Origin of the sequence: Mesorhizobium sp. M1295 (genome assembly GCF_040318135.1) — a bacterium.
In the GTDB taxonomy this organism is placed as follows: Bacteria; Pseudomonadota; Alphaproteobacteria; order Rhizobiales; family Rhizobiaceae; genus Mesorhizobium.
Map to the genome: position 1 here is coordinate 21,551 of NZ_JAMYLU010000021.1, position 25,975 is coordinate 47,525.

Below are 25,975 nucleotides of genomic sequence, written 5' to 3' on the forward strand. Positions count from 1 at the left end.
CTCACCCCCTCAGATGAGAAACGATCCTACCACCATTTTTCCGGCTGAAATGTGCCGGCCGCCTGTTCGATGACATGGGCGGTCTGGAACAGCGTTTCCTCGTCGAAAGGCCGGCCGATCAGCTGCAGGCCGAGTGGCAGCCCCTTGGCGTCGAGCCCGGCCGGAACCGCGATGCCGGGCAAGCCGGCCATGTTCACCGTCACCGTAAAGATGTCGTTGAGATACATCTTGACCGGGTCGGCGGCCATGTCTTCGTCTGCGATGCCGAAGGCGGCGGACGGCGTTGCCGGCGTCAGGATGACGTCGACACCTGCGACAAACACATTTTCGAAATCGCGCTTGATCAGGTTACGAACCTTCTGCGCCTGCAGATAGTAGGCATCGTAGTAGCCAGCGGAAAGCACATAGGTGCCGATCATGATGCGGCGCTTGACCTCACGCCCGAAGCCGGCGGCGCGGGTCTTTTCATACATGTCGACAATGTCCTTGCCGGGCACGCGCAATCCATAGCGGACGCCGTCGTAACGGGCGAGGTTGGACGAGGCTTCGGCGGGCGCAACAATGTAATAGGCCGGCAGCGCGTATTTCGTGTGCGGCAGCGAGATGTCGACAATCTCGGCGCCGGCATCCCTCAGCCAGGCAATGCCCTTCTGCCACAACGCCTCGATCTCCTCGGGCATGCCGTCGACACGGTATTCCTTGGGGATGCCGACCTTCATCCCCTTGATCGAGCGGCCGATCGCCGCCTCGTAATCCGGCACCGGCAGGTCGACGGAGGTCGTGTCCTTCGGGTCGACCGAAGCCATCGAGTTCAACAGGATCGCGGCATCGCGCACGTCGCGCGCGATCGGCCCGGCCTGGTCGAGCGACGAGGCGAAGGCGACGACGCCCCAACGCGAGCAGCGGCCATAGGTCGGCTTAATGCCGACCGTGCCGGTGAAGGCGGCGGGCTGGCGGATCGAGCCGCCGGTGTCGGTGGCGGTAGCGCCGGCGCACAGGAAGGCCGAGACGGCTGATGCCGAGCCACCGGACGAACCGCCCGGCACCAGCTGGGCATTGTCCAACGTGCGCGCGGTCCTGGTGCCGCCCGCCGAAACGAAGCCGCCCTCGCCCTGATGTGTCGTCGGCATTACCACCGTGTCGAGCCGCGAACGCCGCCACGGGTTGATGACAGGCCCGTAATACGAGGTCTCGTTGGACGAGCCCATGGCGAACTCGTCCATGTTGAGCTTGCCGAGCATGACGGCGCCATCCGCCCACAGATTGGCGGTGATAGTCGATTCGTAGCGCGGCTTGAACCCGTCAAGCACGTGGCTGCAGGCCTGGGTGTGGACGCCTTCGGTGCCGAACAGATCCTTGATGCCGAGCGGGATACCCTCGAGCGACCCGCCCTCGCCCTTGGCCAGTTTCGCGTCGGAGGCCTTGGCCATGTCGCGCGCTTTGTCGCCAGTGACCACCACATAGGCATTGAGCGCCGGATTGGCTCGCTCGATAGCCGAAAGATAAGCCTCGGTGACTTCGGTGGCGGTGATCTCCCTGGAGCGCAATTTGGCGCGGGCCTGCGAAATCGTCAGCTGGGTCAGGTCGCTCATCAGGCAAGACTCTTTTCGTAAAACACCGACCACTCGGAATTGGGATAATTCAGCACCGGCCCACAGCGCGAAAAACCGGCGCGTTCGTAGACGGTCCAGGCGGCGGGATGACGGTCGCCCGTCTCCAGCACCAGACGCTTCAGCCCTTCTTGGCGCGCCAAGCCCTCAATCCGCTCGACGATCATCGCACCGATTTTTCGGCCGCGATGCGAAGGCCGCGTATACATACGCTTGACCTCGCCGACGACAGCATCGTGGCGCTTCAGCGCGCCGCAACCGATGGCAAGGCCGTTATCGCGGGCGATGAAGACGGTCGTGTCGCGGTCCGCCATCTGCTCGACCGTCAAATGGTAGCAATGCTCCGGCGGCGTCAACTCCAGCAATGTGGCGTTGAGCTCCTCGACCAGCCCACGCACATCGTCCTGCAGCGGCGTCTCCGCGGCGATCTCGATTACCATCGGCCAGCTACTCCACGACCTTTGGCACGAGAAAGAAGTTCTCTTCGGTTGCCGGCGCGTTGGCGACGATGTCGGCTGCCTTGCTGCCGTCGGTGACGACGTCCTGGCGCTTCTTCATTGCCATCGGCGTGACCGAGGTCATCGGCTCGACGCCGGAAACATCGACCTCGTTCAACTGCTCGACAAAGCCCAAAATGGCGTTCAATTCGCCGGTCATGCGCTCTGCATCCTCCTCGCTCACCGCAATGCGGGCAAGGTGCGCGACGCGCTTCACGGTTTTAATATCAACGGACATGTTGTGCCTCGGGGAAAACCAGCGCTATAGCGGCGCAGCGCGTGCCGCGCAACATGCATCGTGCCGACAACTGCCCTACGGCATCGCCACGCCGTCGCAGAGGAAATAGCTGCCACCGTTGCCGCTCTGCTCGCTTTCGTCCGCGGCAGGCCGAACCGAAACCAGGTCGATCTGCTTCGGGTTCATCTGAGTCAGTGAGAGAACATCCGGAAAGACGTAGCCCGGCTCCTGGCAGATGGCGGTCACCGCCCAGCTTGGCGACCGTGTCGCCTTGGTGATCTGCAGGAACTCGCAGTTATATTCGATGCTTTCCAATCCGTTTGCCGACAGTACGATATTGCCGCCCTCGATCACCGTCTGCAGCGTATCCTTTTTGGCCTGCGCGCAGAGATCCTCCGATTGCAGATAGATGCCCTCGATGAAATCCTCGGCGGCCAGCGCCGGCGATGCGGCAACCAGCATAGAAATGCAAAGAGAGTTTCTCAGACCCATGTCGTCATTCCGGTTCGCTATTCCTACAGCGTAATCGTCTCGCCGATCTTCGGCAACGCCACTTTCACACCCGATCCGTCCAGCCCGGCCACAAACTTGTCGGCGGTCTGATCTATCATCGGAAATGTGCCGAAGTGAGCGGGAACGACCGTCTCGAACTTGAAGAAACGCTGGCAGGCAAGAGCTGCCACCGCGCCACCCATGGTGAAGCGGTCGCCGATCGGCACGATGCCGATCTTCGGCTCATGCAACTCGTTGATCAGCGCCATATCGGAAAAGATGTCTGTGTCGCCCATATGGTAGAGCGTCTTATCCTCGGGGAAGTGCAGGACGAGCCCGCCCGGATTGCCGAGATAGGTGTTCTGGCCGCTCTCGCCTAGAAAGGACGATGAATGCAGAGCCTGAACGAAAGTGGTGGTGAAGCCGCCGCAATCGACGGTACCGCCGATATTGCCGGGATTGATTTGCTTGTCACTGACGCCTTTGCCGACCAGGTACATGCAAATCTCGAAATTGGCGACAAGCATCGCGCCGCTTTTCTTGAGCACTTCGACGGCGCCGCTGATGTGGTCGCTGTGGCCATGGGTAAGCAACACGTGCGTGACCCCTTCGGCCGGCTCTTCCCAGCCGCCTGTCCATGACGGATTGCCGACCAGATACGGGTCGATGAGGATTTTCGCGCCTTCGATTTCGACGCGGAATGCCGAGTGTCCGTACCAGGTAAGTTTCATCAATACCTTCCTCGATTTTTGCTTCGGTAGAGGCTAGAACGCCGACGGCGAAATTAAAGTGCCGCGGCATATGTTGCGCGTATAGGAAGTGCGGCGTCGCGGTCAAAGGAAAAGCCGTTGGGCATCATCACGATCGAGGAGTTGCCGGGCCGGCTCGGCGGCGGCAAGACCCTGGCTGGGCTTGACCTCGGCGACAAGACGATCGGCGTGGCGGTTTCGGACCGCGGCTTGTCCTTCGCGCACCCGCGCCCTGTCATCATGCGCAAGAAATTCTCGCTCGATGCCGCGGTGCTGCTCGCACTGCTGCAGAAGGAAAATGCCGGCGCAGTGGTGATCGGCCTCCCCATCAACATGGACGGCTCGGAAGGCCCACGCGCCCAAAAATCCCGCGCTTTCGTCCGCAACATGGCTGGATTGACCGATCTGCCGTTCGTCTTTTGGGACGAAAGGCTGTCGACGGTGGCGGCCGAGCGGACACTGATCGAGATGGATTTTTCCCGCAAGAAACGCGCCGGCAAGATCGATTCAGCGGCGGCGGCCTTCATCCTGCAGGGTGTTCTCGACCGGCTTCAGGCGCTCGGAGTCGATGCCTGGTCGAAATAGCGATTGCGCGTTGCCTTGATCCAGCTGCCGATCGCCTTGCGGCGGCGAAATGCCCAGAACGCCATCAGCAGTAGGCCGTCGAAGACGCAAGCCTTCGCCACCATGCCCGGGATGAGCGCCGGATCGACGCCGAGCATCTGCCCATAAAGCTGGAAAACGAGATCGTGCAATTGGCGGCTCAGCATGACATAGCCGAAATTGATATCGTTGAGCGACAGAAAGAACCAGCCCCAGAACAGGAGGAGCGGAGCCGCCCACAGCGCGAACAAGGTGCGCATCAGCGATCGTCCCTCGAATCCGGCCGGCCCGAAATGCGCGCAAGCGAGGAATTGTACGCCGCTGCCTTGGCCATGATATGCGCGGCCGCGCGGATTTCGCCGGTCACTGGAACTGCCGCGGCAGCGGCTGAGCGCCGCTCGGCGAGCATCGCGACATATGACGCCAGAAGTGCCGCCAATTGCACGGCGACAACCATGAACAGCCCATTGATGCCTTGCGCAGCGCCGCCGATGACGATCAACGACAGCACGCCCGAGGCCGAGATGAAGGCGATCCGCACAACACTGTCGGCTGGGTCCGGGTTGGTGGCGTCGCTGGTCAATGCTTCAACAAAGGCCCAGCAGAACAGCACCGCGACGACAAGCAATGCCACGGCGAGCGGCGCCACGACGACGGCGTTTTCAAGATCGGCAAAGCGAGTGTTCTGGACGGGAACGCCGAGCACGCCAAGGGCCGCCGCGACGCCACGATTCCCATCGATGCAGATGAACGCCAGCAGGGCGAAAACGGCCGCCCAATGCAATGCCAGAAAAGAGCTCAAAATATGCCGCATGACGCTCCTGCTTCGCAGGACAAAGACCGCTCAGCCGAACAGTCCTTGCCTTAACCATAACACTGGGCTTTGCCACCGGCCGCCGCAATGGAAACCATTTGTTAAGGTTAACGATCATCCACAGGGCGCGCGAAAAAAAGCGGCTACGACCCGGGCGACGGCACTAGTTGATCGGCGGGTAGAGCGTGTCGATGATCATCCGCGCATCGTGGCGCGAATCGAGCATTCCATAGGTGTTGCGCCACTGGCCGGCGAGGCGCGTCTCGACGAAGGCGTCGGCGATCCGCCCTGCCCCCAGCCTGCGAAGCTCTGCCGCCGCCGCCGACAATGCCAATTGCTCGGTCAACAGCCGCGCTGAGCCCTCGTCGGTTGCAGCGACCTGCATTGCTGCCTTGAGCACGCCGACGGTGCCGCGTCCGCCAGCGCCGAGATCGCGGTCGATGCCGGCCAGCACGTCATCGAACAGGCCTGGCGCGCGGCCGAGCACTCGCAACACGTCGAGCGCCATGACGTTGCCTGAACCCTCCCAGATCGCGTTGACCGGAGCTTCGCGATAGTAGCGGGCGAGCGGCCCCTCCTCGACATAGCCATTGCCGCCGAGGCATTCCATCGCCTCATAGAGCAGCGGCGGCGCAATCTTGCAGACCCAGTATTTGACGACCGGCGTCATGGCGCGGGCGAAGGCCGCCTCGCCGCGGTCGCCGGCCGCCTCGTCGAAGGAGCGCGCCAGCCGGAACGACAGCGCGGTAGCGGCGGCAACGTCGAGCGCCATGTCGGCCAGAACACGCTGCATCAGCGGCTGCTCGATCAGATTGGTTCCGAACACCTGGCGGTGGCGCGTATGGTGGACGGCCTCGGCCAGTCCGGCCCGCATGATCGCCGAGGAGGCGACGGCACAGTCGAGCCGCGTCAGGGTCACCATGTCCATGATCGTCTTCACGCCGGCGCCGGGCTCGCCAACCATCTCGCCGATGGCATTGACGAATTCCACCTCGGAGGACGCATTGGAGCGGTTGCCGAGCTTGTCCTTCAGCCGCTGAAAGCGGAAGCCGTTGCCGGATCCGTCGCCAAGCAAGCGGGGAACGAGAAAGCACGACAGTCCCTCCGGCGCCTGTCCGAGCACCAGGAAGGCATCCGACATCGGCGCCGACATGAACCATTTGTGGCCGGTCAGGCGATAAAAACCGCTGCCGGCGCGCTCGGCCTTGGTGACGTTGGCACGAACATCGGTACCGCCTTGCTTCTCGGTCATGCCCATGCCGAGCGTCAGCCCGGCTTTTTCGACCGGCGGCTTTTGGCCCTGATCGTATTTGCGCGTCGTCACCCGAGGCGCCCATTCGCGAAACAGCTTCGGGCTGGCCATCAGCGCTGCCAGCGAAGCGCTGGTCATGGTGATCGGGCAAAGATGCCCGGTTTCGAGCTCAGCCGTGAGGTAAAAGCGCGCGGCGCGCACCTGGTGGCGGCGGCCGATCTCGGCGTCGCCATTCTCCCAGACCGACGAATGCAGCCCGTTGGCGACCGAGCGGCGCATCAGCGCGTGATAGGCGGGGTGGAACTCGACCTGGTCGATGCGCCGGCCCTGGCGATCATGGGTCCTGAGCTTCGGCGTCTCGACATTGGCAAGACGGGCCAGCTCCTGCGCCTCATGCGTCAAAACGAAACGGCCAAGCCCGTCGAGGTCCTTGCGCACCGGATCGGAAAAGCGCTCGGCAAGCTGGATCAGCAACGGATCGCCCCGCCAGGCGTTGCCGCCGGCCAGCGGCGGCGGCTGGTTGGTCACGTCGTCGGTCACGCTTCGTCCTTATCACCTGAAGTCTGCGAATCCAAAGTCATCGCGGTTTATAGCCTATGGCCGGCGGCGCGCGACGAAAATACCGGGGAGAACCGATCCAATCCCAAGCCGGTGCTTGCAGCCGCGGAGCCTCCCCCCTATAGCAGCGACTTGAGATGACTGACGCATCGTCCCTTCCACTTTATCCCCACCGCCATCTTCTAGGCATCCGCGATCTTTCCCCCGCCGACATCGAGCTTCTGCTCGACCGGGCGGACCGGGCCGTTGCCATCTCGCGGCAATCGGACAAGAAGACATCGACGCTGCGCGGCCGCACCCAGATCAATCTCTTCTACGAAGCCTCGACCCGTACGCAATCGTCGTTCGAGCTGGCCGGCAAACGGCTCGGCGCCGACGTCATGAACATGTCGGTGGCAAGCTCGTCGGTGAAGAAGGGCGAGACGCTGATCGATACCGCGATGACGCTGAACGCCATGCGCCCCGACATATTGATCATCCGCCACCAATCGGCGGGCGCGGCGGCACTTCTTGCTCAAAAGGTCGGCTGCTCGGTGGTCAATGCCGGCGACGGCGCTCATGAACATCCAACGCAGGCGCTGCTCGACGCGCTGACCATCCGCCGCGCCAAGGGTCCGTTGTCGAAGCTGATCGTGGCGATCTGCGGTGACATCCTGCATTCGCGCGTGGCCCGCTCCAATATCATTCTGCTCAACGCACTCGGTGCCCAAGTACGGGTCGTCGCCCCTTCGACGCTTTTGCCCGCCGGCATCGAGAAGATGGGCGTCATCGTCACCCGCTCGATGGGCGAGGGTCTGAAGGACGCCGACGTGGTGATGATGTTGCGCCTGCAGCGCGAACGCATGGAAGGCGCTTTCGTACCCTCGGTGCGTGAATATTTCCGCTATTTCGGGCTCGACGCCGAGAAGCTGAAAGCGGCCAAGGAGGGTGCGCTGGTCATGCATCCCGGCCCGATGAACCGCGGCGTCGAGATCGCCTCCGAGATCGCCGACGGCCCGCAAAGCGTTATCCAGGAACAGGTTGAGATGGGCGTCGCCGTGCGCATGGCGGTGATGGAAGCGCTGCTCGACCCCCGTCGAAACCACGAGGGCCGCGGCGCATGAGCATAACGGTCTTCAGCCGCGCCCGCATCGTCGACCCATCGCGCGGCATCGACGAGATAGGCACCGTCATCGTCGAAGGACGCAAAATCGTTGCCGCCGGCAAGGCGGCCTTGAACCAGGGCGCGCCCGAAGACGCCACGATCATCGAGTGCGCTGGTAAGGCGATCATCCCCGGCCTGATCGATGCACGTGTCTTCATCGGCGAACCGGGCGGCGAACACCGCGAAACCATCGCATCGGCGAGCATTGCTGCGGCGGCGGGCGGCGTCACCTCAATCGTCATGATGCCCGATACCGACCCGGTGATCGACAATGTCGCACTGGTCGAGTTTGTGCTGCGCACCGCCAAGGACACGGCAATCGTCAACATCTTTCCGGCGGCAGCGATCACCAAGGGGCTGGAAGGCCGCGAGATGACCGAATTCGGCCTATTGCGCGAGGCTGGAGCGGTCGCCTTCACCGACGGCCGGCATTCTATCGCCAGCGCGCTGGTGATGCGTCGCGCGCTGACCTACGCGCGCGATTTCGACGGCGTCATCGCGCATGAAACCCAGGACGCCGATCTCGCCTCGGCCGGCGTGATGAACGAAGGCCTTTACGCAAGCTGGCTTGGCCTTGCCGGCATTCCTCGCGAGGCCGAATCAATCCCCCTGGAGCGCGATCTCGCGCTGGCTCGCCTGACCGGCGGCTCCTATCACGCTGCCAAGATCTCGACGGCTATGGCGGCAGACGCGGTAGCGCGCGCAAAAGCCGACGGGGCCAACGTCACAGCAGGCGTGTCGATCCACAATCTGTCGCTCAACGAGAATGATGTCGGCGAGTACCGCACCTTCTTCCGGCTGACGCCGCCGCTGCGCGCCGAGGAAGACCGGCTGGCGATGATCGAGGCGGTCAAGGACGGCACCATCGACCTCATCGTCTCCTCGCACGACCCGCAGGACGTCGACACCAAGCGCCTGCCCTTCGCCGATGCTGCGGCCGGCGCCATCGGGCTGGAAACGCTGCTGGGCGCGGCGCTGCGGCTCTATCACAATGGCGACGTGACGCTGCTCCGGCTGGTCGAGACCTTATCCACCGCGCCGGCAAGATTGTTCAGCCTGCCCGGCGGCACGCTGAAACCGGGGGCTTTGGCCGACCTTGCACTCGTCGATCTGGACGAGCCATGGATCGTCAGCGAGAGCGGCATCCGCTCGCGCTCGAAAAACACCTGTTTCGAAGGCGCGCGGCTGCAAGGCAAAGTCTTGCAAACGATGGTGGCGGGCCGCACAGTGTTTTCGGCCTAGGACGGAACAGGCGTCACGCCTTCAAATCCGTTCAGCCAAGGAAACTTCGGGGGAACAATGGCTTACAGTCCCGTCTTGGCATTGGTGTTCGGCTATCTTCTCGGCTCGATCCCCTTCGGGCTGCTGATCACCCGTGCCGCCGGCCTCGGCGACGTGCGCAACATCGGCTCCGGCAACATCGGCGCCACCAATGTGCTGCGCACCGGCAACAAGGGTCTGGCGGCGGCCACCCTGCTGCTCGACGCCCTTAAAGGCACCGCGGCTGTGCTGATCGCCGGCCGCTTTGCACCTGAGCTCGGACTCTGGGCCGGTTTCGGTGCGTTTCTAGGCCACCTCTTTCCGGTCTGGCTCGGCTTCAAGGGCGGCAAGGGTGTCGCCACCTACCTCGGCGTGCTGATCGGCCTTGCCTGGCAGGTGGCGGTGATCTTCGCCGTTGTCTGGCTCGCGGTGGCTTTCCTGTTCCGCTACTCCTCGCTGGCGGCATTGACGGCAGCGGTCGTCGTGCCAGTGGCCTTGTACTTCCTGAGCACGCCGCAGATTGCCGGGCTTTTCGCGGCGATGAGCCTGATCGTCATCATAAAGCACCGCGCCAACATTGCGCGGCTGCTTGCCGGCACCGAGGGTAAGATCGGGGCAAAGGAGTGAGCGAGCCCGCCGCCGGGCCGCGCCTCAGCGACCGGCAGCGGCTGAGCTGGCTTCGCCTGATCCGCACGCCGAATGTCGGCCCGGCTTCCTTTCGCGACCTGATCAACCGGTTCGGTTCGGCCGAAGCAGCGCTTGCGATGCTGCCGGAGCTGATGATTTCGGGTGGCGCCAAAAAAATCGTCCGCATTCCGTCCATTGCCGAGGCCGAGGCCGAGCTGGAGGCAGCCAGGCGGGCGGGCGCCCGCTTCGTCGGCATCGGCGAGGCGGATTATCCGCCGCTGATGAAGAGCATGGACCATCCGCCGCCGTTGCTCGCGGTCAGGGGCAGTAGTGCGGTTTTCCGCTTGCCCGCGGTCGCCATCGTCGGCGCTCGCAACGCCTCGCTGGCCGGCATCAAGATGGCGCGGATGCTGGCGGCGGATCTCGGCCGCGACGGCTATGGCATCGTCTCCGGCTTGGCGCGCGGCATCGATACGGCCGCGCACCAGGGCAGCCTTTCGACCGGCACGATCGGTGTGCTCGCCGGCGGCATCGATTTGCCCTACCCGCCCGAAAATGCCGGGCTGTGCGACGAGATTGCCGAGCGCGGTGGCGCCATCGTCTCGGAAATGCCGTTTGGCTGGCAGCCGCGCGCGCACGATTTTCCGCGCCGCAACCGGCTTGTTGCTGGCGCCGCATTGGGATTGGTGGTGGTCGAGGCCGCACAGCGCTCCGGCTCGCTGATCAGCGCCCGGCTTGCCGGTGAGATGGGCCGACTGGTCTTCGCCGTTCCCGGTTCGCCGCTCGATCCGCGCGCCGCCGGCACCAATGGCCTGCTCAAGGACGGCGCCACCCTTGTCACCGAGGCCGCCGATGTCACCAGTGCGATCGCGCCGCTGGTCGGCGCCTGGGCGCCAAGGACATCGCCGCTTGAAGAGCCGCCCGACTTTTCGGCAACGCCGCCGCCGCGCGAGGATGACCGCGACCGCGTCGTCGAGGCACTCGGCCCGACGCCGGTAGCAGTCGACGAGATCATCCGCCACACCGGCCTGCATCCCGCCCAAGTGTTCATGGTGCTGCTGGAGCTCGACCTCGCCGGCCGGCTCGAACGCCATGCCGGCGGTAGTGTCTCGCTGATTTGACCGGGAGCTTGCGCATGTCCCGGCGCGCATTCAGACGTGATTTCATGACCGATCTAAGCAACAAACCAAAGCGGACGCTGTTCACTCGTAAGACGGCCTTCGTTTGGGCGGCATTGAGCGTCGTGCTGGCGCTGCAATGGTCGATGGATCTCGGCACGCTGGGTTTTCCCGACAGCTATACAACGCCCTTCGCAAGAGGGACGAGCACGCTTCTGGGCATTCTGACGGCAGCCTGCATGGCCCAGGGTCTCTACTTTTTCCTGGCCGGCGTGTTCGGCAGAAAGGTAAGCGCCGTCGGTCTTTGCCCGCAAATCCTTGCCGCAGCGGTTCTCACGGTGGTGCCGGCGCTTATCGTGAAGGATTGTCCGCATTCGCAGCTGTGCAGCAGAGCCTATGAGGCGCTCACCGGCACGATGATGGACGATGGGGCGGTGGTTAAGGCCACCGCATGCGTTCGGCACGAGGTTGTCACCCATTTCTTAGGTACAAACTGTTACCCATGTCTCCGGGCCGTATCTGGATTTTGGTGAGCGCGATGGGATTCGAACCCATGACCTACTGATTAAAAGTCAGTTGCTCTACCGGCTGAGCTACGCGCTCCCGCGGGCTCAGAAAGGCCGCCCTCGAAATTGCGCGGAACATAGGGAGAGTGCCTCTGCCGGTCAACCGGAAAAAGACGGCTCGCACACCGGGCTTTCCAGCAGTGTCATCATGCCTTGCGGAGCGCTTCGGCGTTGACGGAACTGCCTCCCTCTCGCACAAGGCCGAAGCTCGCCCTCTATGGCGACAAAGGCAAGCAGCAAATCGGGAGAACCTTTGCGGATCAGCAACTTGGGATTTTTGGCGGAACAATTTGCGCAGCCTGCCCGTTTCCCGCGATAAGGGACATGCGTTTCAAGGAGAAGATCATGAATAGGATCATGTCGGGCCTGCTGGCGACCACTCTTTCGATCTCATTCGCTGCCGCGGAGATCGTGCCAGTCAACGCTCAGCCCAGCTATGCGCCCCCGGCCCAGGGGATCACCTCGAATGTCCAGACCGTCCAGTACGAGCCGTGGCGGAGGCACCGGAGTTTCAACCGCGATTTCTCGCGTCGCGATTTCTCCCGGCGCAGTTTTGCGCGTGACGATGGCATGTATTGGCGTGGCCATCGCGGCTATCGCGAATATCGTCGCGGCTATCGCCGTCACGGTGACTACTGGTTCCCGCTGGCCGCCTTCGCCACCGGAGCGCTGATTACGGGCGCTATCGTCAACAGCCAGAATCGTGTCTATCGTGGCGATGCCCACGTGCAGTGGTGCTACGACCGTTATCGGAGCTATCGCGCTTCTGACAACACTTACCAGCCCAACTACGGTCCGCGCCGGCAGTGCCGGTCGCCTTACTGAGTCCTAAAGCGCGTCGCGTTCGATCGGCCTCATGCGACGCGCTATCGCAAAACCGCTGTTTGCGCGACATGCATTAGATTAGAGGCTGCAGGCCCGCGCCCGAAACGGCGCGGGTGTTTCATTAGTGCGTATCCGGTGGCATCCCTGCCTATTGAGTACTGAGCGTCCTGCGTACAGCGTGGCGCCAACCTGCCAGCTTGGCGGCACGTGTCGAAGCATCCATGTCCGGCTTGAACCGGCGCTCGAGCGCCCAACTCCTGGCGAATTCCGCGGCCTTCGGCCAGACACCCGCCTTCGAGCCGGCCAGCCAAGCCGCACCAAGCGCCGTCGTCTCGAGAATTGTCGGCCGGTCGACCGGCGCATCGAGAATGTCGGCCAGCCGCTGCATGGTCCAGTCCGACGCCACCATGCCGCCATCGACCCTGAGCACGGTCTTGGCCGAGGCGCCCTTCCAGTCCTTTCGCATGGCGTCAAGCAGGTCGCGGGTCTGGAAGGCAACGGATTCCAGTGCCGCGCGGGCAAATTCCGCCGGCCCCGAATTGCGGGTCAGCCCGAAGATGGCGCCGCGCGCCTCGGCATCCCAGTGCGGTGCGCCGAGCCCGACGAAAGCCGGCACCAGATAGACGTTCTGCGTTGGATCGGCTTCCGCCGCCAATTTGCCGCTCTGCTCGGCCTTGCCGATCACCTTGATGCCGTCGCGCAGCCATTGTACGGCGGCGCCGGCGATAAAGATCGAGCCCTCCAGTGCATAGGTGGTCTTGCCGTTCAGCCTATAGGCGATGGTGGTCAAAAGCCGGTTCTTCGAACGCACCAGATCGCTGCCGGTGTTGAGCAGCGCGAAGCAACCGGTGCCGTAGGTGGATTTCATCATGCCCGGATCGAAACAGGCCTGGCCGATCGCCGCCGCATGCTGGTCGCCGGCCACACCGAGGATTCTGATCTCTGCACCAAACAGGCTTTTGTCTGTGATTCCAAAATCATCGGCACAATCTTTCACCTGCGGCAGCATTCTTGCAGGTATGCCAAGAATGGCCAGCAGCTCGTCGTCCCAGGCATTTTGTTCGATGTTGTAGACCAGTGTGCGCGAGGCATTGGTGGCGTCAGTGGCGTGGACCTTGCCGCCAGTCAGGCGCCAAATCAGAAAACTGTCGATGGTGCCGGCCAGCAGTTCGCCCTTCTCGGCGCGTTTTCTGGCGCCCTTCACCTTGTCCAGCATCCAGGCGATCTTGGTGCCGGAGAAATAGGGATCGAGTAGCAGGCCGGTCTTTTTTGTGAATTTCTTCTCCAGCCCCAGCTTCTTCAGTTTCTGGCATAGCGGCGCGGTGCGGCGGTCCTGCCAGACAATCGCGTTGTGGATCGGCTTGCCGGTCTCTTTGTCCCAGATGACGACGGTTTCGCGCTGGTTGGTAATGCCGATCGCGGCGACTTCGGCTGCGTTGCGGCCAGCTGTCTTCAGCGCGGCCTTCACCGTTTCCACGACGCTTGCCCATATCTCCTCGGGATCGTGCTCGACCCAGCCGGAGGCCGGATAATATTGAGTGAATTCCTTTTGCCCGCTGCCGACGACCTTCATCTTGTCGGCGAACAGGATCGCCCGGCTCGATGTCGTCCCCTGGTCGATTGCAAGGATGTATCCGGTCATTCTCTCTCCCGTCGAAGCGAATTCAAAGGTGCTACGGTGTCTCGACGCCAGACGGCGCGGAGCCGTTCACGCAAACAGGGGAGACGGCAACATGCCGCCTCCCCTGAGCATGGCGATGCGGGCGCGGACGCCCGCATCAAACGGTCCTATTGCTGCCAGCTCTTCACCAGCTCGTCGTAGTTGATGGTGACCGGCTTTTCCTTCTCGTTCTCGATCTTGAGCTGAGGAGCGAGATTGCCCTTCTTGACCGCGTCGGCGTTCCAGTAGGCGAGGTCATGCTCTTCGGCCATCTTCGGGCCAATATCGCCCTGGACGCCCGACTTCTCGATGCGGCTCATCACCTTTTCCTGCTCGGCGCAGAGCGAGTCCATCGCTTCCTGCGGGCTCTTGGCGCCCGACGAAGCATCGCCGATCGCCTGCCACCAGAGCTGTGCCAGCTTCGGATAGTCCGGCACGTTGGTGCCGGTCGGCGACCACTGGACGCGCGCCGGCGAGCGGTAGAACTCGATCAAGCCGCCGAGCTTTGGCGCACGTTCGGTGAAGCTCTTGTCGTGGATCGTGCTCTCGCGGATGAAGGTCAGGCCGACATGGCTCTTCTTCACGTCGACCGTCTTCGAGGTGACGAACTGCGCGTAGAGCCAGGCGGCCTTGGCGCGGTCGGTCGGCGTCGACTTCATCAGCGTCCAGGAACCGACGTCCTGATAGCCGAGCTTCATGCCGTCCTTCCAGTAGACGCCATGCGGCGACGGCGCCATGCGCCACTTCGGCGTGCCGTCGTCGTTCAGCACGGCCTTGGCGCTGGCGTCGACCATGCTGGCGGTGAAGGCGGTGTACCAGAAGATCTGCTGGGCAACCGCGCCCTGCGCCGGAACTGGCCCCGATTCGGAGAAGGTCATGCCTTGGGCTTCCGCCGGTGCATAGGCCTTCAGCCAATCGAGATACTTCTGGATGGAGTAGACGGAAGCCGGACCATTGGTGTCGCCGCCGCGCGCCGTGCAGGAACCGACCGGACGCGAATTCTCGTCGACCTTGATGCCCCATTCGTCGACGGGCAGACCGTTCGGAATGCCCTTGTCGCCATTGCCGGCCATCGACAGCCAGGCGTCGGTGAACCGCCAGCCGAGCGACGGGTCCTTCTTGCCATAGTCCATATGGCCGTAGACCTTCTTGCCGTCGATCTCACGCCCGGTGAAGAACGCTGCAATGTCCTCATAGGCCGACCAATTCACCGGCACGCCGAGGTCGTAGCCGTATTTGGCCTTGAAGTCCGCCTTGTTCTTCTCGTCGTTGAACCAGTCGTAACGGAACCAGTAGAGGTTCGCGAACTGCTGGTCAGGAAGCTGGTAGAGTTTCTTGTCGGGCGCGGTGGTGAACGAGGTGCCGATGAAATCCTTCAGGTCGAGATTCGGATTGGTGACATCCTTGCCGTCGCCTGCCATCCAGTCGGTCAGGTTGCGCACCTGCTGGTAGCGCCAGTGCGTGCCGATCAGATCGGAATCGTTGACCCAGCCGTCATAGAGGTTCTGGCCGGTCTGCATCTGGGTCTGGATCTTCTCGACAACGTCGCCTTCCTGGGTGACGTCGTGCGTAACCTTGATGCCGGTGATGGCTGTAAAGGCCGGCGCCAGCACCTGCGATTCATACTGATGCGTGGCGATGGTTTCGGAAACCACCTTGATATCCATGCCGGCGAAAGGTTTCGCGGCATCGATGAACCATTGCATTTCGGCTTCCTGGCCGGCGCGGTCGAGCGTCGACAGGTCGCCGATTTCCTTGTCCAGGAAGGCCTTGGCCTCGTCCATTCCGGCATAGGCGTTGCTTGCCCCGAGCAACAGGACAAGCGCAGTTGTTGATGTCAAGAATTGCCGTCGCATGTATTTCCTCCACTGTTAAGTTCAAAGTGCGATCTGGATCGGCGGCCGGCACGCCGCCGTTCCAACAGTTTCCCCCTCTATACGTAGCGGAACACGCCGACGGCGTAGACCACGGAGAGAGCGAGAGCCCACCACAGATTGGGTCCGACTAGACCCAGCCAAGCGAGATGGATAAAGGCACTGCCAAGCAGCGACAGGAACAAGCGGTCGCCGCGCGTCGTTTCGAAGCGCAGCACGCCGACGCGCGGATTGCCGCCCGGCGAGACGTATTCCCACACCGCCATGCCGCAAAGCAGCAGAAAGATGGTTCCAAAGAAGGCCGCGGTCGGCCACGTCCACGCCATCCACGAAAAATCGAGGTTGGACGAGAGGTTAAATCCCCACAGGCGGATATTGGCCGGATCGCTGAAGCCTACCGTTATTGCCACGAAATCGATTTGAAGGGCCACCCAGGCCACGACGACCAGGGCGAGAAACAGCACGGCCCACCACCATGGGCTTCTGTCGACCTGCTCCATCATACCCTCCCCAGGGCAAAGCCCTTGGCGATGTAGTTGCGCACAAACCAGATGACGAGCGCGCCGGGAATCAGCGTCAGCACGCCGGCTGCGGCGAGCAGCCCCCAATCCATGCCGGCGGCCGAAACGGTGCGGGTCATGGTCGCGGCGATCGGCTTGGCGTCCGTGGTCGTCAGCGTGCGGGCGATCAGCAGCTCGACCCACGAGAACATGAAGCAGAAGAAGCACGCCACGCCGATGCCGCTCGCAATCAGCGGCATGAAGATCTTGATGAAGAAGCGCGGGAACGAATAGCCGTCGATATAGGCGGTCTCATCGATCTCCTTCGGCACCCCCGACATGAAGCCTTCGAGGATCCACACCGCCAGCGGCACGTTGAACAGGCAATGCGCCAGAGCCACGGCGATATGGGTGTCGATAAGGCCGAAGGCCGAATAAAGCTGGAAGAATGGCAGCGCGAACACCGCCGGCGGCGCCATGCGGTTGGTCAGCAGCCAGAAGAACAGATGCTTGTCGCCGAGGAAGCGATAGCGCGAAAAAGCATAGGCAGCAGGCAGTGCTGCGGCCACCGAAATCACCATGTTCATAACCACATAGGTGATCGAGTTGATGTAGCCCGAATACCAGGACGCGTCGGTGAAGATGGTGCGGTAATTCGCCAATGTCGGTGCGTGCGGGTAGAGCGTCAGCGACGAGACGATCTCGCCATTGGTCTTGAAGCTCATATTGATGAGCCAGTAGATCGGCAAAAGCAGAACGATGATGTAGAGCGTCGGCACGATCCACCACCAACGCGACTCCTCGCCGCGACGGCGCATCAGCCGTGCGATCTCGTCCTGCCGCAGCGTGCTGGCTAATCCTTGCGAAGCTGTCGTCTCGCTCACTCTGTCGGCTCTTTCGTCAGCGCGGCTCATCTCAGCGCTCCGCGTCGTAATTGGTCATCACGGTGTAGAACACCCATGACAACAACAGGACGATAAGGAAGTAGACCAGCGACATCGCCGCCGCCGGGCCGAGGTCGAACTGGCCGAGCGCCGTCTTGACGAGATCGATCGAAAGAAAGGTCGTCGAGTTGCCGGGTCCGCCGCCGGTCACCACGAACGGTTCGGTGTAGATCATGAAGCTATCCATAAAGCGCAGCAGCACGGCGATCAGCAGCACGCGGTTCATCTTCGGCAGCTGGATGTAACGGAACACCGCCCAGCGCGAGGCACCGTCGATCTTGGCCGCCTGATAAAAGGCATCCGGGATCGAGACCAGGCCGGCATAGCAGAGCAGAACGACGAGGCTGGTCCAATGCCAGACGTCCATGATGATGACCGTGACCCAGGCGTCATAGGGATCTTGCACATAGTTGTAGTCGATGCCGAGCGCGTTGACGTAATAGCCGAGCAGGCCAATGTCGTTGCGCCCGAACACCTGCCAGATGGTGCCGACGACGTTCCACGGGATCAGCAGCGGCAACGCCATCAAAACAAGGCAAACAGGCACGCCCCAACCCTTCTTCGGCATATTGAGCGCAATGAAGATGCCGAGCGGCACTTCGATCGCCAGGATGATGAAGGAGAAGACAAGGTTGCGGATCATCGCCTGCCAGAAGCGGCTGGAGGAAAGCAGTTCCTCGAACCACTCGGTGCCGGCCCAGAAGAAGACGTTGTTGCCGAAAGTGTCCTGCACCGAATAATTGACAACCGTCATCAGCGGTATGACCGCCGAGAACGCCACCAGCAGCAGCACCGGCAGCACCAGGAACCAGGCTCTGTTGTTCCAGGTCTTTTCCACTTCAGGCTCCCATCTCGACGCGCCAGGAATCGGCATAGATGTTGATGCCGGCCGGGTCGAACCGCACCTTCGGATCAGCCGGAACTGTCTCGTCCTCGCCGATGATGGCGGCGATCTCGCGCCCTTCGAGATTGGCACGGACCACCTTGTGGCGGCCGACGTCCTCGACCTTGCTGACCCGGACGGCCATGCCCTGGCTGCCCAGGCGCACATATTCGGGACGGATGCCGAGCTCGATGGCGCCGCCGCCCGCCTTGGGCACGCCCGGCAGTTCGATCTGCTGCGAGCCCAGCTTCGCGGTCTTGCCGTCGATCGCCACCGGCATGACATTCATGCCGGGCGAGCCGATGAAATAGCCGACAAAGGTATGGCGCGGGCGCTCGAACAGCTCCGCCGGTGTGCCGATCTGCACGATTTCGCCGTCATACATGACGACCACCCTGTCGGCGAAGGTCAACGCCTCAGTCTGGTCGTGCGTGACATAGACCATGGTGTAGCCGAAGCGGCGGTGAAGCTGCTTCAACTGCGAGCGCAGCACCCATTTCATATGCGGGTCGATGACGGTCAAAGGCTCGTCGAACAGGATGGCATTGACGTCGGAGCGCACCAGCCCGCGTCCGAGCGAGATTTTCTGCTTCTGATCGGCGGTCAGTCCGCGCGCCTTTCGTTTGGCCATATCGGCCAGCCCGGTCATCTCCAGCGTCTCGCGCACCTTGCGGTCGACGTCGGCCTCCGGCACGCCGCGATTGCGCAGCGGGAACGCCAGATTGTCGTAGACGGTCATCGTGTCGTAGATCACCGGGAACTGGAAGACCTGGGCAATGTTGCGCTCTTGGGTCGACAGATTGGTCACGTCCCTGCCGTTGAACAGCAACTGGCCGTGCGAGGGATGCAGCAATCCCGAAATGATGTTGAGCAGCGTAGTCTTGCCGCAGCCGGACGGGCCTAGCAGCGCATAGGCGCCGCCATCCTCGAACGTGTGGTGCACTTCCTTCAGCGCGAAATCGGCATCCGTGCGGGGGTTCTGCAGATAAGAGTGGCGGATATGATTGACATCGATGCGCGCCATCGCTTCCTCCTAAGCCGCCAGCTTCGGCGCGGCCACGGCGCGGCCGTGCTCGTCGAAGACCATGATGTGGCGCGGGTCGATGAACACCTCGACCTCCTCGTCCGGCTCGAAGTCGCGAATGCCGTGGGTCAGCATGACCCAGCGCGCATCGGCAAAATCGAGATGGATGAAGCTTTCCGATCCCGTGATCTCGGTGATCGTCACCTTTGCGCGCACCGGCACCGCGGCGGCGTCGGGCCGATCGAGGGAAAGATGATGAGGCTGGAAGCCGATCGTATAGATCGCATCGGCAATGCCGAAGAGTTCGGCCGGCACCGGCAATTTCACGCCGCCCTCGAGCAGGAAATCCAGGCCCTTCTTGGCAAGCACGATGGTGTTGAGCGGCGGATCGGCGAAGGTTCTCGCCGTCACCAGATCGACCGGCTTGCGGAACACTTCGATGGTCGGCCCGAACTGGGTGATGCTGCCTTCGGAAAGCGTCGCCGTGTTGCCGCCGAGCAGCAAGGCCTCGTGCGGCTCGGTCGTGGCATAAACGAAGATTGTGCCGGCGGCCGCGAATATCTTCGGCAGTTCCGCGCGTAATTCTTCGCGCAGCTTGTAGTCTAGGTTGGCGAGCGGCTCGTCGAGCAGCACGAGGCTGGCATTCTTGACGATGGCGCGGGCCAGCGCGGTGCGCTGCTGCTGGCCGCCCGACAGACTGAGAGGCGTGCGATCGAGATAGGGCGTGAGTTTGAGAAGGGCGGCGGCATTGCGCACCTCCCTGTCGATCGTTGCCTGATCCGTGCCGGCCACCCGCAGCGGTGAGGCGATGTTTTCGTAGACCGTCATCGCCGGATAGTTGATGAATTGCTGGTAGACCATGGCGACGTTGCGCTTTTGCACAGGCATGCCGGTGACATCCTTGCCATCGAACCAGACCGAGCCGGAGGTCGGCACGTCGAGGCCCGCCATCAGCCGCATCAGGCTGGTCTTGCCGGAGAGCGTCGGCCCGAGCAGGACGTTGAGCGAGCCGTGCTGAAGCGTCAGCGAGACGTCGCGGATATGTTCCGCCGCACCCACCGTCTTCGTCACGTTTCTCAGTTCAAGCATGATGCCTCCTCCCAGGCTTTCTGCATTAGTCGGCCGTCCCTATTCGGCAGCCGCTACGTGCTGCCGGCTTATTCCGCGCATGAACTCGTCGAGCACTGCCGCCTGCTCACGGCTGAGACGCAGGCCGCGCTTGGTCCGGCGCCACAATACATCCTCGGCGGTCATCGCCCATTCGTTTTCGACGAGGTAGCGCACCTCGGCTTCGTAGAGATCGGCGCCGAAGTTGCGGCCAAGATCGACGTTCGACTTGGCGAGGCCCAGCAGCTTCCTTGCGCGGGTGCCGTAGAGCCGAGTCAACCGGCGGGCCAGCCGCGCGTCGAGGAACGGGTACGCCGTTTTCAGTTTCGCCACCTCGGCATCGAAGCCGGTGACGGGAAAGTCACCGCCGGGCAGCGGCGCGTTTGCCGTCCATGGTTTGCCGCGCTTGCCGAGAAAACCCTCGATCTTCTCGAGCATCGATTCCGACAATCGGCGGTAGGTCGTGATCTTGCCGCCAAAGGCGTTGACGATCGGGGCGGCACCCTCGCCTCCATCGGCCTTCAGCACATAGTCGCGGGTGGCTTCCTGCGCCTTTGAGGCGCCATCGTCGTAGAGCGGGCGCACCGCGGAATAGGTCCAGACGATATCCGACGGCTTGACCGGCTGCGCGAAATATTCGCTTGCCGCAGCGCAGAGATAGTCGATCTCGGCATCACTGATCCTGACGTCGTGCGGATCGCCGGGATAGTCCCGGTCGGTGGTGCCGATGAGCGTGAACTCGTCTTCGTATGGGATGGCGAAAATGATGCGCCCGTCCTTGTTCTGAAAGAAATAGGCGCGTGGGTCGTCGAATTTCTTGCCAACGACGATGTGGCTGCCTTGCACGAGGCGGACATTGTGCACGTCGTTCAAGCCGACGGTGGCTGAAAGCACCTGATCGACCCACGGGCCGGCGGCATTGACCAGCAGCCGCGCCTTGACCTCCTCGGTATCGCCGGTCCGCACGTTTTCAAGCCTGACCGTCCAGAGATTGCCTTCGCGGCGTGCGCTGACGACCCTTGTTCGGGTTCGAACGGTTGCACCGCGCTCGGCAGCGTCACGGGCGTTCAACACAACCAGCCGGGCATCGTTGACCCAACCGTCGGAATATTCGAACGCCTTTCGAAAAAGCGGCTTCAGCGGCTTGCCGGCCGGATCCTTGGCCATGTCCAGCGTTTTCGTCGGCGGCAGCAATTTGCGCCCGCCAATATGGTCGTAGAGAAAAAGCCCGAGCCGGATCAGCCAGGCCGGACGCAGCCCCTTGGCGTATGGCAGCACGAAGCGCATCGGCCAGATGATATGCGGCGCGTTCCTCCACAGGATCTCGCGTTCCATCAGCGCTTCGCGCACCAGGCGGAATTCGTAGAATTCGAGATAGCGCAAGCCGCCATGGATCAGTTTGGTCGAGCCGGAAGAGGTTCCGCTGGCCAGATCGTTCATCTCGGCAAGGAAGACCGAAAAGCCACGCCCAACGGCATCGCGGGCAATGCCGCAGCCATTGATGCCGCCACCGATGACGAAAATGTCATGGATCGGTGATGCGCCCAAAGAAGTCCTCCCTCGATTTCGCATTGCAGCATTTTTGAGTTTTGCGAAACCGTGGCGGGATTATTTCGAAATGATAACGAATGTCAAACGAAATATGATCGGCGGCAGATGCCGCAGCGGCATCTCTAGGAGAGCGACGTTTCGATCAGCTGAACCTCTGCCTCCTGGCAGATCTTGCGCACCGACGGGATGTCGCAACGATCGGTGATGAAGGTGTTGACCTGCGACAGATGGCCGATGCGGACGGGCGCGGTGCGCTCGAATTTGGTCTGGTCCGACACCAGGATCACATGCCGCGCGTTGGCGATGATCGCCTGAGCCACCTTCACCTCGCGAAAATCGAAGTCGAGCAGTGCGCCGTCATGGTCGATGGCCGAGGCGCCGATCACCGCAAAATCGACTTTGAACTGCCTGATGAAATCGACCGCTGCCTCGCCGACCACGCCGCCGTCGGAACCGCGCACGACACCGCCGGCGATCACCACCTCGATCGAAGGATATATGCGCATTCTGTTGGCAACATTGATGTTATTGGTGATGACCATCAGGCCAATATGATCGAGCAGCGACTTGCTGACCGCTTCCGTCGTGGTCCCGATATTGATGAACAGAGAGGCGTTGTCAGGGATCAGCCGGGCTGCCGCGCGGCCGATCGCCTCCTTCTCCTCGGCGGCGATCTTGCGCCGGGCCTCATATTCCATGTTCTCGATGCCGGACGGGAACAATGCCCCGCCATGAATGCGGGACAAAAGCCGCTGGTCGCAGAGATCGTTGAGATCCTTGCGGATCGTCTGCGGCGTCACGTTGAAATGCGTCGCCAACTCCTCGACCAGTACGCGGCCATGATCTTTGGCCATCTGGATGATTTCGGAATGACGCGGCGACAGATACATCTAGCAACCTCTCATTTTCGTTTTTCTCGTCTATAGCTGAAAACGAAAGCCATGAACAGGTATGAGCCGGCTAATGAAAATCGGGCGACTGCAGAGAGAAAAGCTCCGGCGCAATCTCGACGAGGCTATCAACTCAGGCCCCGCGCGATCTCAGTGATGACCTCGAAAGCAGTATCGACGTCCGCCGCAGTCGTTTCGAACTGCCCGACCTGAAAGCGGATCGCCACCTGCCCGTCCACCCGAGTCTGCGTCAGGTAGATGCGGCCGTCATCGTTGATCGCGCTGACCAACCGCAAATTGTGCTTGTCAGAGTCGATGCCCGCAGCCGTAAGATGCCGGAACGAGAGCAGCGACAGCATCGGCTCCGTTACGATCTCGAAATCCGGTTCCCGAGCCAGCCGCGCGGCAAGGCTCTCGCTCCAGGCGACATGATTGCGGATCATGGTTCGCAGATTTTCCAAGCCATGTGCACGCAGCAGGAACCAAAGTTTCAGCGCGCGGAACCTCCGTCCGAGCGGCACCGACCATTCGGAATAATTGATGACCCCGTCGCGGCCATGTGTTCTCAAGAATTCGGGCTTGATCGCCAGCGTACGCACGAGGTCTTCCGGCTGGCGAACGAACTGCATCGAGCAATCGAACTGTGCGCCCAGCCATTTGTGCGGATTGAAGACGATCGAATCCGCATGTTCGGCGCCGGCCCAGAAATGCCGGAACTCGGGGCAGATCATGGCGGAGCCGGCCCATGCGGCATCGACATGCAGGTAGAGCCCGTGCCGCTTCGCCACCGCGCCAACAGCCGCGACATCGTCGGTGCCGCCGGTACTGGTGCCGCCGACGCTGGCGATGATGCCGGCCGGCAGCATGCCGTTTTCGCGGTCGGTGACGATCGCCGCTTCCAGAGCCGCCGTCTGCATGGCGCGAAAGCGTCCGGCGACCGGAATGCGCACGAGGTTCGCCTCGCCGATGCCCGACACCCAGATCGCCCGGTCTATGGAAGTATGGACTTGGTCGGAAGAATAGACCCGCACGATCGGCTGGCCTTGCAGGCCGCTCTTGTTGCCTTGCCAGTCGAGCGCGCGCTCGCGCATGGTCAGCACGGCGGCAAGCGTCGCCGATGAAGCCGAATCCTGCATGACGCCGGAAAATCCCTCCGGCAGACCAAGCGCCTGCCGCATCCAGTCGACGACCCGCATCTCGAGCTCGGTTGCGGCCGGCGAGGTCTGCCAGAGCATGCATTGCGCAGCCATCGCGGAAACCAGATACTCGGCCACGACGGAGGCCGGGGCCGCATTGGCCGGAAAATAGGCGAAGAAACGCGGATGCTGCCAGTGCGTCATGCCCGGCAGGATCTTTTGCTCGAAATCGGCGAAGATTGCCTGCATCGTTTCGCCGTCTTCCGGCGGCGCGACATCGATGCTTTTGAAGATTTCGCCCGGCTCGACAAGCGGCCGCACCGGTCTTTCGCGAAGGCTGTTTCTGTAGTCGGCGCCCCATTCAGCCGCTCGCAGCGACCATTCGCGGAATTCGTTGCTATTCATCTTCGCCTCCGTAGCGCCTCAGCGAGCCGCGATCAAAGAGCACGAAAAACGAAGGTTTTCATTCGGGAAAATCAGGCAAGCTCGCAAAGGCGGTCTTCAGCGCGTTCGACCAGCTATCCGAGATCGTGCGATAATATTGATCGTCATGGTTTATTCGCTTTTTGAGGCCGACCTTGAAAGTGTCCTTTTCATAGAACAGCAGGTCGAGCGGCAGGCCGACCGACAGGTTCGACTTCAGCGTCGAATCGAACGACACCAGCAACAGCTTTACCGTCTCGGCGAAACTCATCGTCTTTTCGTAGGCCCGGATGATGATCGGCTTGCCGTATTTGGTCTCACCGATCTGGAAGAACGGCGTATCGTCGGTCGATTCGATGAAATTGCCTTCCGGATAGATCATGAACAGGCGCGGCGCGCTGCCCTTGATCTGACCGCCGAGGATGAAGGAGGCGTTGAAATAGGAATCCGCCTTTTCGCCGGCCGGCGACGAACTGGCGATGACCTCCTTGACGGTGTCTCCGACCAACCGGACTGTCTGGTACATGGAGGGCGTTTCGAGCAGCGTGGCATGGCGCTCCGCCACTGCCTTGGTGCGTTCGTCGAGCAGGCTGACTACGGCCTGGGTTGTCGCCAGATTGCCGGCCGACATCAAAACGATGACGCGCTCGCCCGGCTCCTCCCAGACATGCATCTTCCTGAAGGTCGAGATCGAATCCATGCCGGCATTGGTGCGCGTGTCCGACATGAACACGAGCCCGCGATCGATCTTCAGGCCGACGCAATAGGTCATCGAATCTCTTTGGCAACAATCTTGCCGGGATTACTGCTCCACGGTGACGGTGACCGCAAGCTGTTCTTCCGCCTGTCCCAGCCGAATTCCCGATACCGGCGTGGCGTCGCGATAATCGCGGCCGATCGCCACCTTTACATAGCGCTCGTCGGGAGAAATGCCGTTGGCGACATCGAAGGAGACCCAGCCCAGGCCCGAGACATGCGCCTCGGCCCAAGCGTGGCTTGCCGCCTGCTCGATCGCTGCATCCATCATCAGATAGCCGCTGACGTAGCGCGCCGGGAAATCCATGGCGCGAGCCGCGGCAACGAAGATATGGCTGTGGTCCTGGCAAACGCCGGTCTTGAGCGCAAGGGCCTCTTCGGCCGGCGTCGTCGCGTTGGTGGTGCCGGGTGTATAAGCGACATGCTCGCCGATCACGGCCATTAGCCGGTGCAGCCTTTCGATGTCGGTGCCCTTGCCCACCGAGGCAGCAAGCTCACGAATGCCGCTGCCGATCGTCGTCAGCGGCGTTTCATGGCCGAACAGCCAGAGCGGCGCGAAACCCTGATGCGGTCCGCAGACACCGGCGGTATCGCGCGTCACCACTTCGCCAGCTGCTTCGACTGTGATGAAGTCGCGCTCGCCCTCGACGCTCAACAGCCGGGTATCATTGCCGAAATGGTCGGTGAACCGCACTTCCTCGCGCGCGCCTTCGATCTTCAGCGCCCAGGACAGCACCGTCTGGGTGCGCCCGTTCACCGGGAGCAGCCGCAAACGCTGCAACAGATAATGCACCGGCGCATCGTAGCGGTATTCGGTCCGGTGGGTGATCTTCAGCCGCATTGCTGTCGTCCCTGGAGCATGAGCTTTACCGAA

At 62.3% G+C, this 25,975-nt stretch carries 27 protein-coding genes and 1 tRNA gene; 7 read left to right on the forward strand and 21 right to left on the reverse strand.

Annotation, left to right across the window (positions count from 1 at the left end):
• Positions 1-26: 26 nt before the first annotated feature.
• From NKH29_RS24910 to NKH29_RS24930, 5 genes are all read right to left on the reverse strand, one after another.
• On the reverse strand, positions 27-1,592 hold the full coding sequence (locus NKH29_RS24910; protein ID WP_352587122.1) for an amidase: 1,566 nt from the start codon (positions 1,590-1,592) through the stop codon (positions 27-29).
• On the reverse strand, positions 1,592-2,050 hold the full coding sequence (locus NKH29_RS24915) for a GNAT family N-acetyltransferase (protein WP_352482278.1): 459 nt from the start codon (positions 2,048-2,050) through the stop codon (positions 1,592-1,594). The genes NKH29_RS24910 and NKH29_RS24915 overlap by 1 nt, the downstream gene beginning before the upstream one ends.
• Positions 2,051-2,057: 7 nt before the next feature.
• Complete coding sequence (gene gatC, locus NKH29_RS24920) at positions 2,058-2,345, reverse strand: Asp-tRNA(Asn)/Glu-tRNA(Gln) amidotransferase subunit GatC (RefSeq protein ID WP_023717756.1); 288 nt, start codon at positions 2,343-2,345, stop codon at positions 2,058-2,060.
• A gap of 75 nt (positions 2,346-2,420) precedes the next feature.
• On the reverse strand, positions 2,421-2,837 hold the full coding sequence (locus NKH29_RS24925; protein ID WP_023717757.1) for a hypothetical protein: 417 nt from the start codon (positions 2,835-2,837) through the stop codon (positions 2,421-2,423).
• A gap of 23 nt (positions 2,838-2,860) precedes the next feature.
• On the reverse strand, positions 2,861-3,568 hold the full coding sequence (locus tag NKH29_RS24930) for a metal-dependent hydrolase (RefSeq protein ID WP_023717758.1): 708 nt from the start codon (positions 3,566-3,568) through the stop codon (positions 2,861-2,863).
• Between the two features lie 117 nt (positions 3,569-3,685).
• Here NKH29_RS24930 and ruvX point away from each other — a divergent pair, with 117 nt between their 5' ends.
• Positions 3,686-4,171: a Holliday junction resolvase RuvX gene (gene ruvX / locus NKH29_RS24935; protein ID WP_023717759.1), complete on the forward strand. Its 486-nt coding sequence runs from the start codon at positions 3,686-3,688 to the stop codon at positions 4,169-4,171.
• Here ruvX and NKH29_RS24940 read toward each other — a convergent pair.
• The 3 genes from NKH29_RS24940 to NKH29_RS24950 form a co-directional block, all read right to left on the reverse strand.
• The gene (locus NKH29_RS24940; RefSeq protein WP_023717760.1) at positions 4,138-4,449 is read right to left on the reverse strand and encodes a DUF6105 family protein; all 312 of its coding nucleotides are present in this window, start codon (positions 4,447-4,449) and stop codon (positions 4,138-4,140) included. The genes ruvX and NKH29_RS24940 overlap by 34 nt on opposite strands.
• Positions 4,449-5,003 carry a hypothetical protein gene (locus NKH29_RS24945; RefSeq protein WP_023717761.1) on the reverse strand — a complete coding sequence of 185 codons (555 nt, stop codon included), beginning with the start codon at positions 5,001-5,003 and terminating at the stop codon, positions 4,449-4,451. The genes NKH29_RS24940 and NKH29_RS24945 overlap by 1 nt, the downstream gene beginning before the upstream one ends.
• Before the next feature lie 163 nt (positions 5,004-5,166).
• Positions 5,167-6,795, reverse strand: a complete 1,629-nt coding sequence (locus tag NKH29_RS24950; RefSeq protein ID WP_023717762.1) for a DNA alkylation response protein — start codon at positions 6,793-6,795, stop codon at positions 5,167-5,169.
• Between the two features lie 155 nt (positions 6,796-6,950).
• On the opposite strand from NKH29_RS24950, the gene NKH29_RS24955 reads away from it, so the two are divergent.
• Genes NKH29_RS24955 through NKH29_RS24975 form a run of 5 tightly spaced genes read left to right on the forward strand, consistent with a single transcriptional unit; the run spans position 6,951 to position 11,495 of the window.
• Positions 6,951-7,916 carry an aspartate carbamoyltransferase catalytic subunit gene (locus tag NKH29_RS24955; RefSeq protein WP_352494588.1) on the forward strand — a complete coding sequence of 322 codons (966 nt, stop codon included), beginning with the start codon at positions 6,951-6,953 and terminating at the stop codon, positions 7,914-7,916.
• Positions 7,913-9,199 (forward strand): dihydroorotase, encoded by a 1,287-nt coding sequence (locus tag NKH29_RS24960; protein ID WP_023717764.1) that lies wholly within the window; start codon positions 7,913-7,915, stop codon positions 9,197-9,199. Before NKH29_RS24955 ends, NKH29_RS24960 begins: the two co-directional genes overlap by 4 nt.
• Before the next feature lie 57 nt (positions 9,200-9,256).
• Complete coding sequence (gene plsY / locus NKH29_RS24965; RefSeq protein ID WP_352482272.1) at positions 9,257-9,844, forward strand: glycerol-3-phosphate 1-O-acyltransferase PlsY; 588 nt, start codon at positions 9,257-9,259, stop codon at positions 9,842-9,844.
• Positions 9,841-10,965 carry a DNA-processing protein DprA gene (gene dprA, locus NKH29_RS24970; RefSeq protein WP_352494586.1) on the forward strand — a complete coding sequence of 375 codons (1,125 nt, stop codon included), beginning with the start codon at positions 9,841-9,843 and terminating at the stop codon, positions 10,963-10,965. Before plsY ends, dprA begins: the two co-directional genes overlap by 4 nt.
• A gap of 14 nt (positions 10,966-10,979) precedes the next feature.
• Positions 10,980-11,495, forward strand: coding sequence for a hypothetical protein (locus NKH29_RS24975; protein WP_353000790.1), 516 nt, complete (start codon positions 10,980-10,982; stop codon positions 11,493-11,495).
• On the opposite strand, the gene NKH29_RS24980 is transcribed toward NKH29_RS24975, so the two are convergent.
• Positions 11,490-11,565 (reverse strand) — tRNA-Lys (locus NKH29_RS24980). The genes NKH29_RS24975 and NKH29_RS24980 overlap by 6 nt on opposite strands.
• A gap of 308 nt (positions 11,566-11,873) precedes the next feature.
• Here NKH29_RS24980 and NKH29_RS24985 point away from each other — a divergent pair.
• Positions 11,874-12,353 carry a BA14K family protein gene (locus tag NKH29_RS24985; RefSeq protein WP_023717768.1) on the forward strand — a complete coding sequence of 160 codons (480 nt, stop codon included), beginning with the start codon at positions 11,874-11,876 and terminating at the stop codon, positions 12,351-12,353.
• A 148-nt stretch (positions 12,354-12,501) separates the two neighbouring features.
• Here the strand turns inward: NKH29_RS24985 and glpK are convergent, their stop codons facing one another.
• The 12 genes from glpK to NKH29_RS25045 form a co-directional block, all read right to left on the reverse strand.
• Positions 12,502-13,995 carry a glycerol kinase GlpK gene (glpK, locus tag NKH29_RS24990; protein ID WP_023717769.1) on the reverse strand — a complete coding sequence of 498 codons (1,494 nt, stop codon included), beginning with the start codon at positions 13,993-13,995 and terminating at the stop codon, positions 12,502-12,504.
• A 146-nt stretch (positions 13,996-14,141) separates the two neighbouring features.
• The gene (locus NKH29_RS24995; protein ID WP_023717770.1) at positions 14,142-15,869 is read right to left on the reverse strand and encodes an ABC transporter substrate-binding protein; all 1,728 of its coding nucleotides are present in this window, start codon (positions 15,867-15,869) and stop codon (positions 14,142-14,144) included.
• Between the two features lie 77 nt (positions 15,870-15,946).
• Positions 15,947-16,213: a DUF2160 domain-containing protein gene (locus tag NKH29_RS25000; protein WP_031193610.1), complete on the reverse strand. Its 267-nt coding sequence runs from the start codon at positions 16,211-16,213 to the stop codon at positions 15,947-15,949.
• 173 nt (positions 16,214-16,386) lie between these two features.
• Positions 16,387-17,301 (reverse strand): carbohydrate ABC transporter permease, encoded by a 915-nt coding sequence (locus NKH29_RS25005; protein WP_023717772.1) that lies wholly within the window; start codon positions 17,299-17,301, stop codon positions 16,387-16,389.
• 1 nt (position 17,302) lies between these two features.
• The gene (locus NKH29_RS25010) at positions 17,303-18,169 is read right to left on the reverse strand and encodes a carbohydrate ABC transporter permease (RefSeq protein ID WP_023674893.1); all 867 of its coding nucleotides are present in this window, start codon (positions 18,167-18,169) and stop codon (positions 17,303-17,305) included.
• A gap of 1 nt (position 18,170) precedes the next feature.
• Positions 18,171-19,238, reverse strand: coding sequence for an ABC transporter ATP-binding protein (locus NKH29_RS25015; RefSeq protein WP_023717773.1), 1,068 nt, complete (start codon positions 19,236-19,238; stop codon positions 18,171-18,173).
• Between the two features lie 9 nt (positions 19,239-19,247).
• Positions 19,248-20,327 (reverse strand): ABC transporter ATP-binding protein, encoded by a 1,080-nt coding sequence (locus tag NKH29_RS25020; protein ID WP_352482266.1) that lies wholly within the window; start codon positions 20,325-20,327, stop codon positions 19,248-19,250.
• A gap of 39 nt (positions 20,328-20,366) precedes the next feature.
• Positions 20,367-21,893: a glycerol-3-phosphate dehydrogenase gene (gene glpD, locus NKH29_RS25025; protein WP_352482265.1), complete on the reverse strand. Its 1,527-nt coding sequence runs from the start codon at positions 21,891-21,893 to the stop codon at positions 20,367-20,369.
• A 125-nt stretch (positions 21,894-22,018) separates the two neighbouring features.
• Positions 22,019-22,786, reverse strand: a complete 768-nt coding sequence (locus NKH29_RS25030) for a DeoR/GlpR family DNA-binding transcription regulator (protein ID WP_023717776.1) — start codon at positions 22,784-22,786, stop codon at positions 22,019-22,021.
• 128 nt (positions 22,787-22,914) lie between these two features.
• Positions 22,915-24,327: a pyridoxal phosphate-dependent decarboxylase family protein gene (locus NKH29_RS25035; protein WP_352494585.1), complete on the reverse strand. Its 1,413-nt coding sequence runs from the start codon at positions 24,325-24,327 to the stop codon at positions 22,915-22,917.
• 58 nt (positions 24,328-24,385) lie between these two features.
• On the reverse strand, positions 24,386-25,117 hold the full coding sequence (locus NKH29_RS25040; protein ID WP_352482263.1) for a proteasome-type protease: 732 nt from the start codon (positions 25,115-25,117) through the stop codon (positions 24,386-24,388).
• Positions 25,118-25,147: 30 nt separating this feature from the next.
• Positions 25,148-25,942, reverse strand: coding sequence for a transglutaminase family protein (locus NKH29_RS25045; RefSeq protein WP_352494584.1), 795 nt, complete (start codon positions 25,940-25,942; stop codon positions 25,148-25,150).
• Between the last annotated feature and the right edge of the window lie 33 nt (positions 25,943-25,975).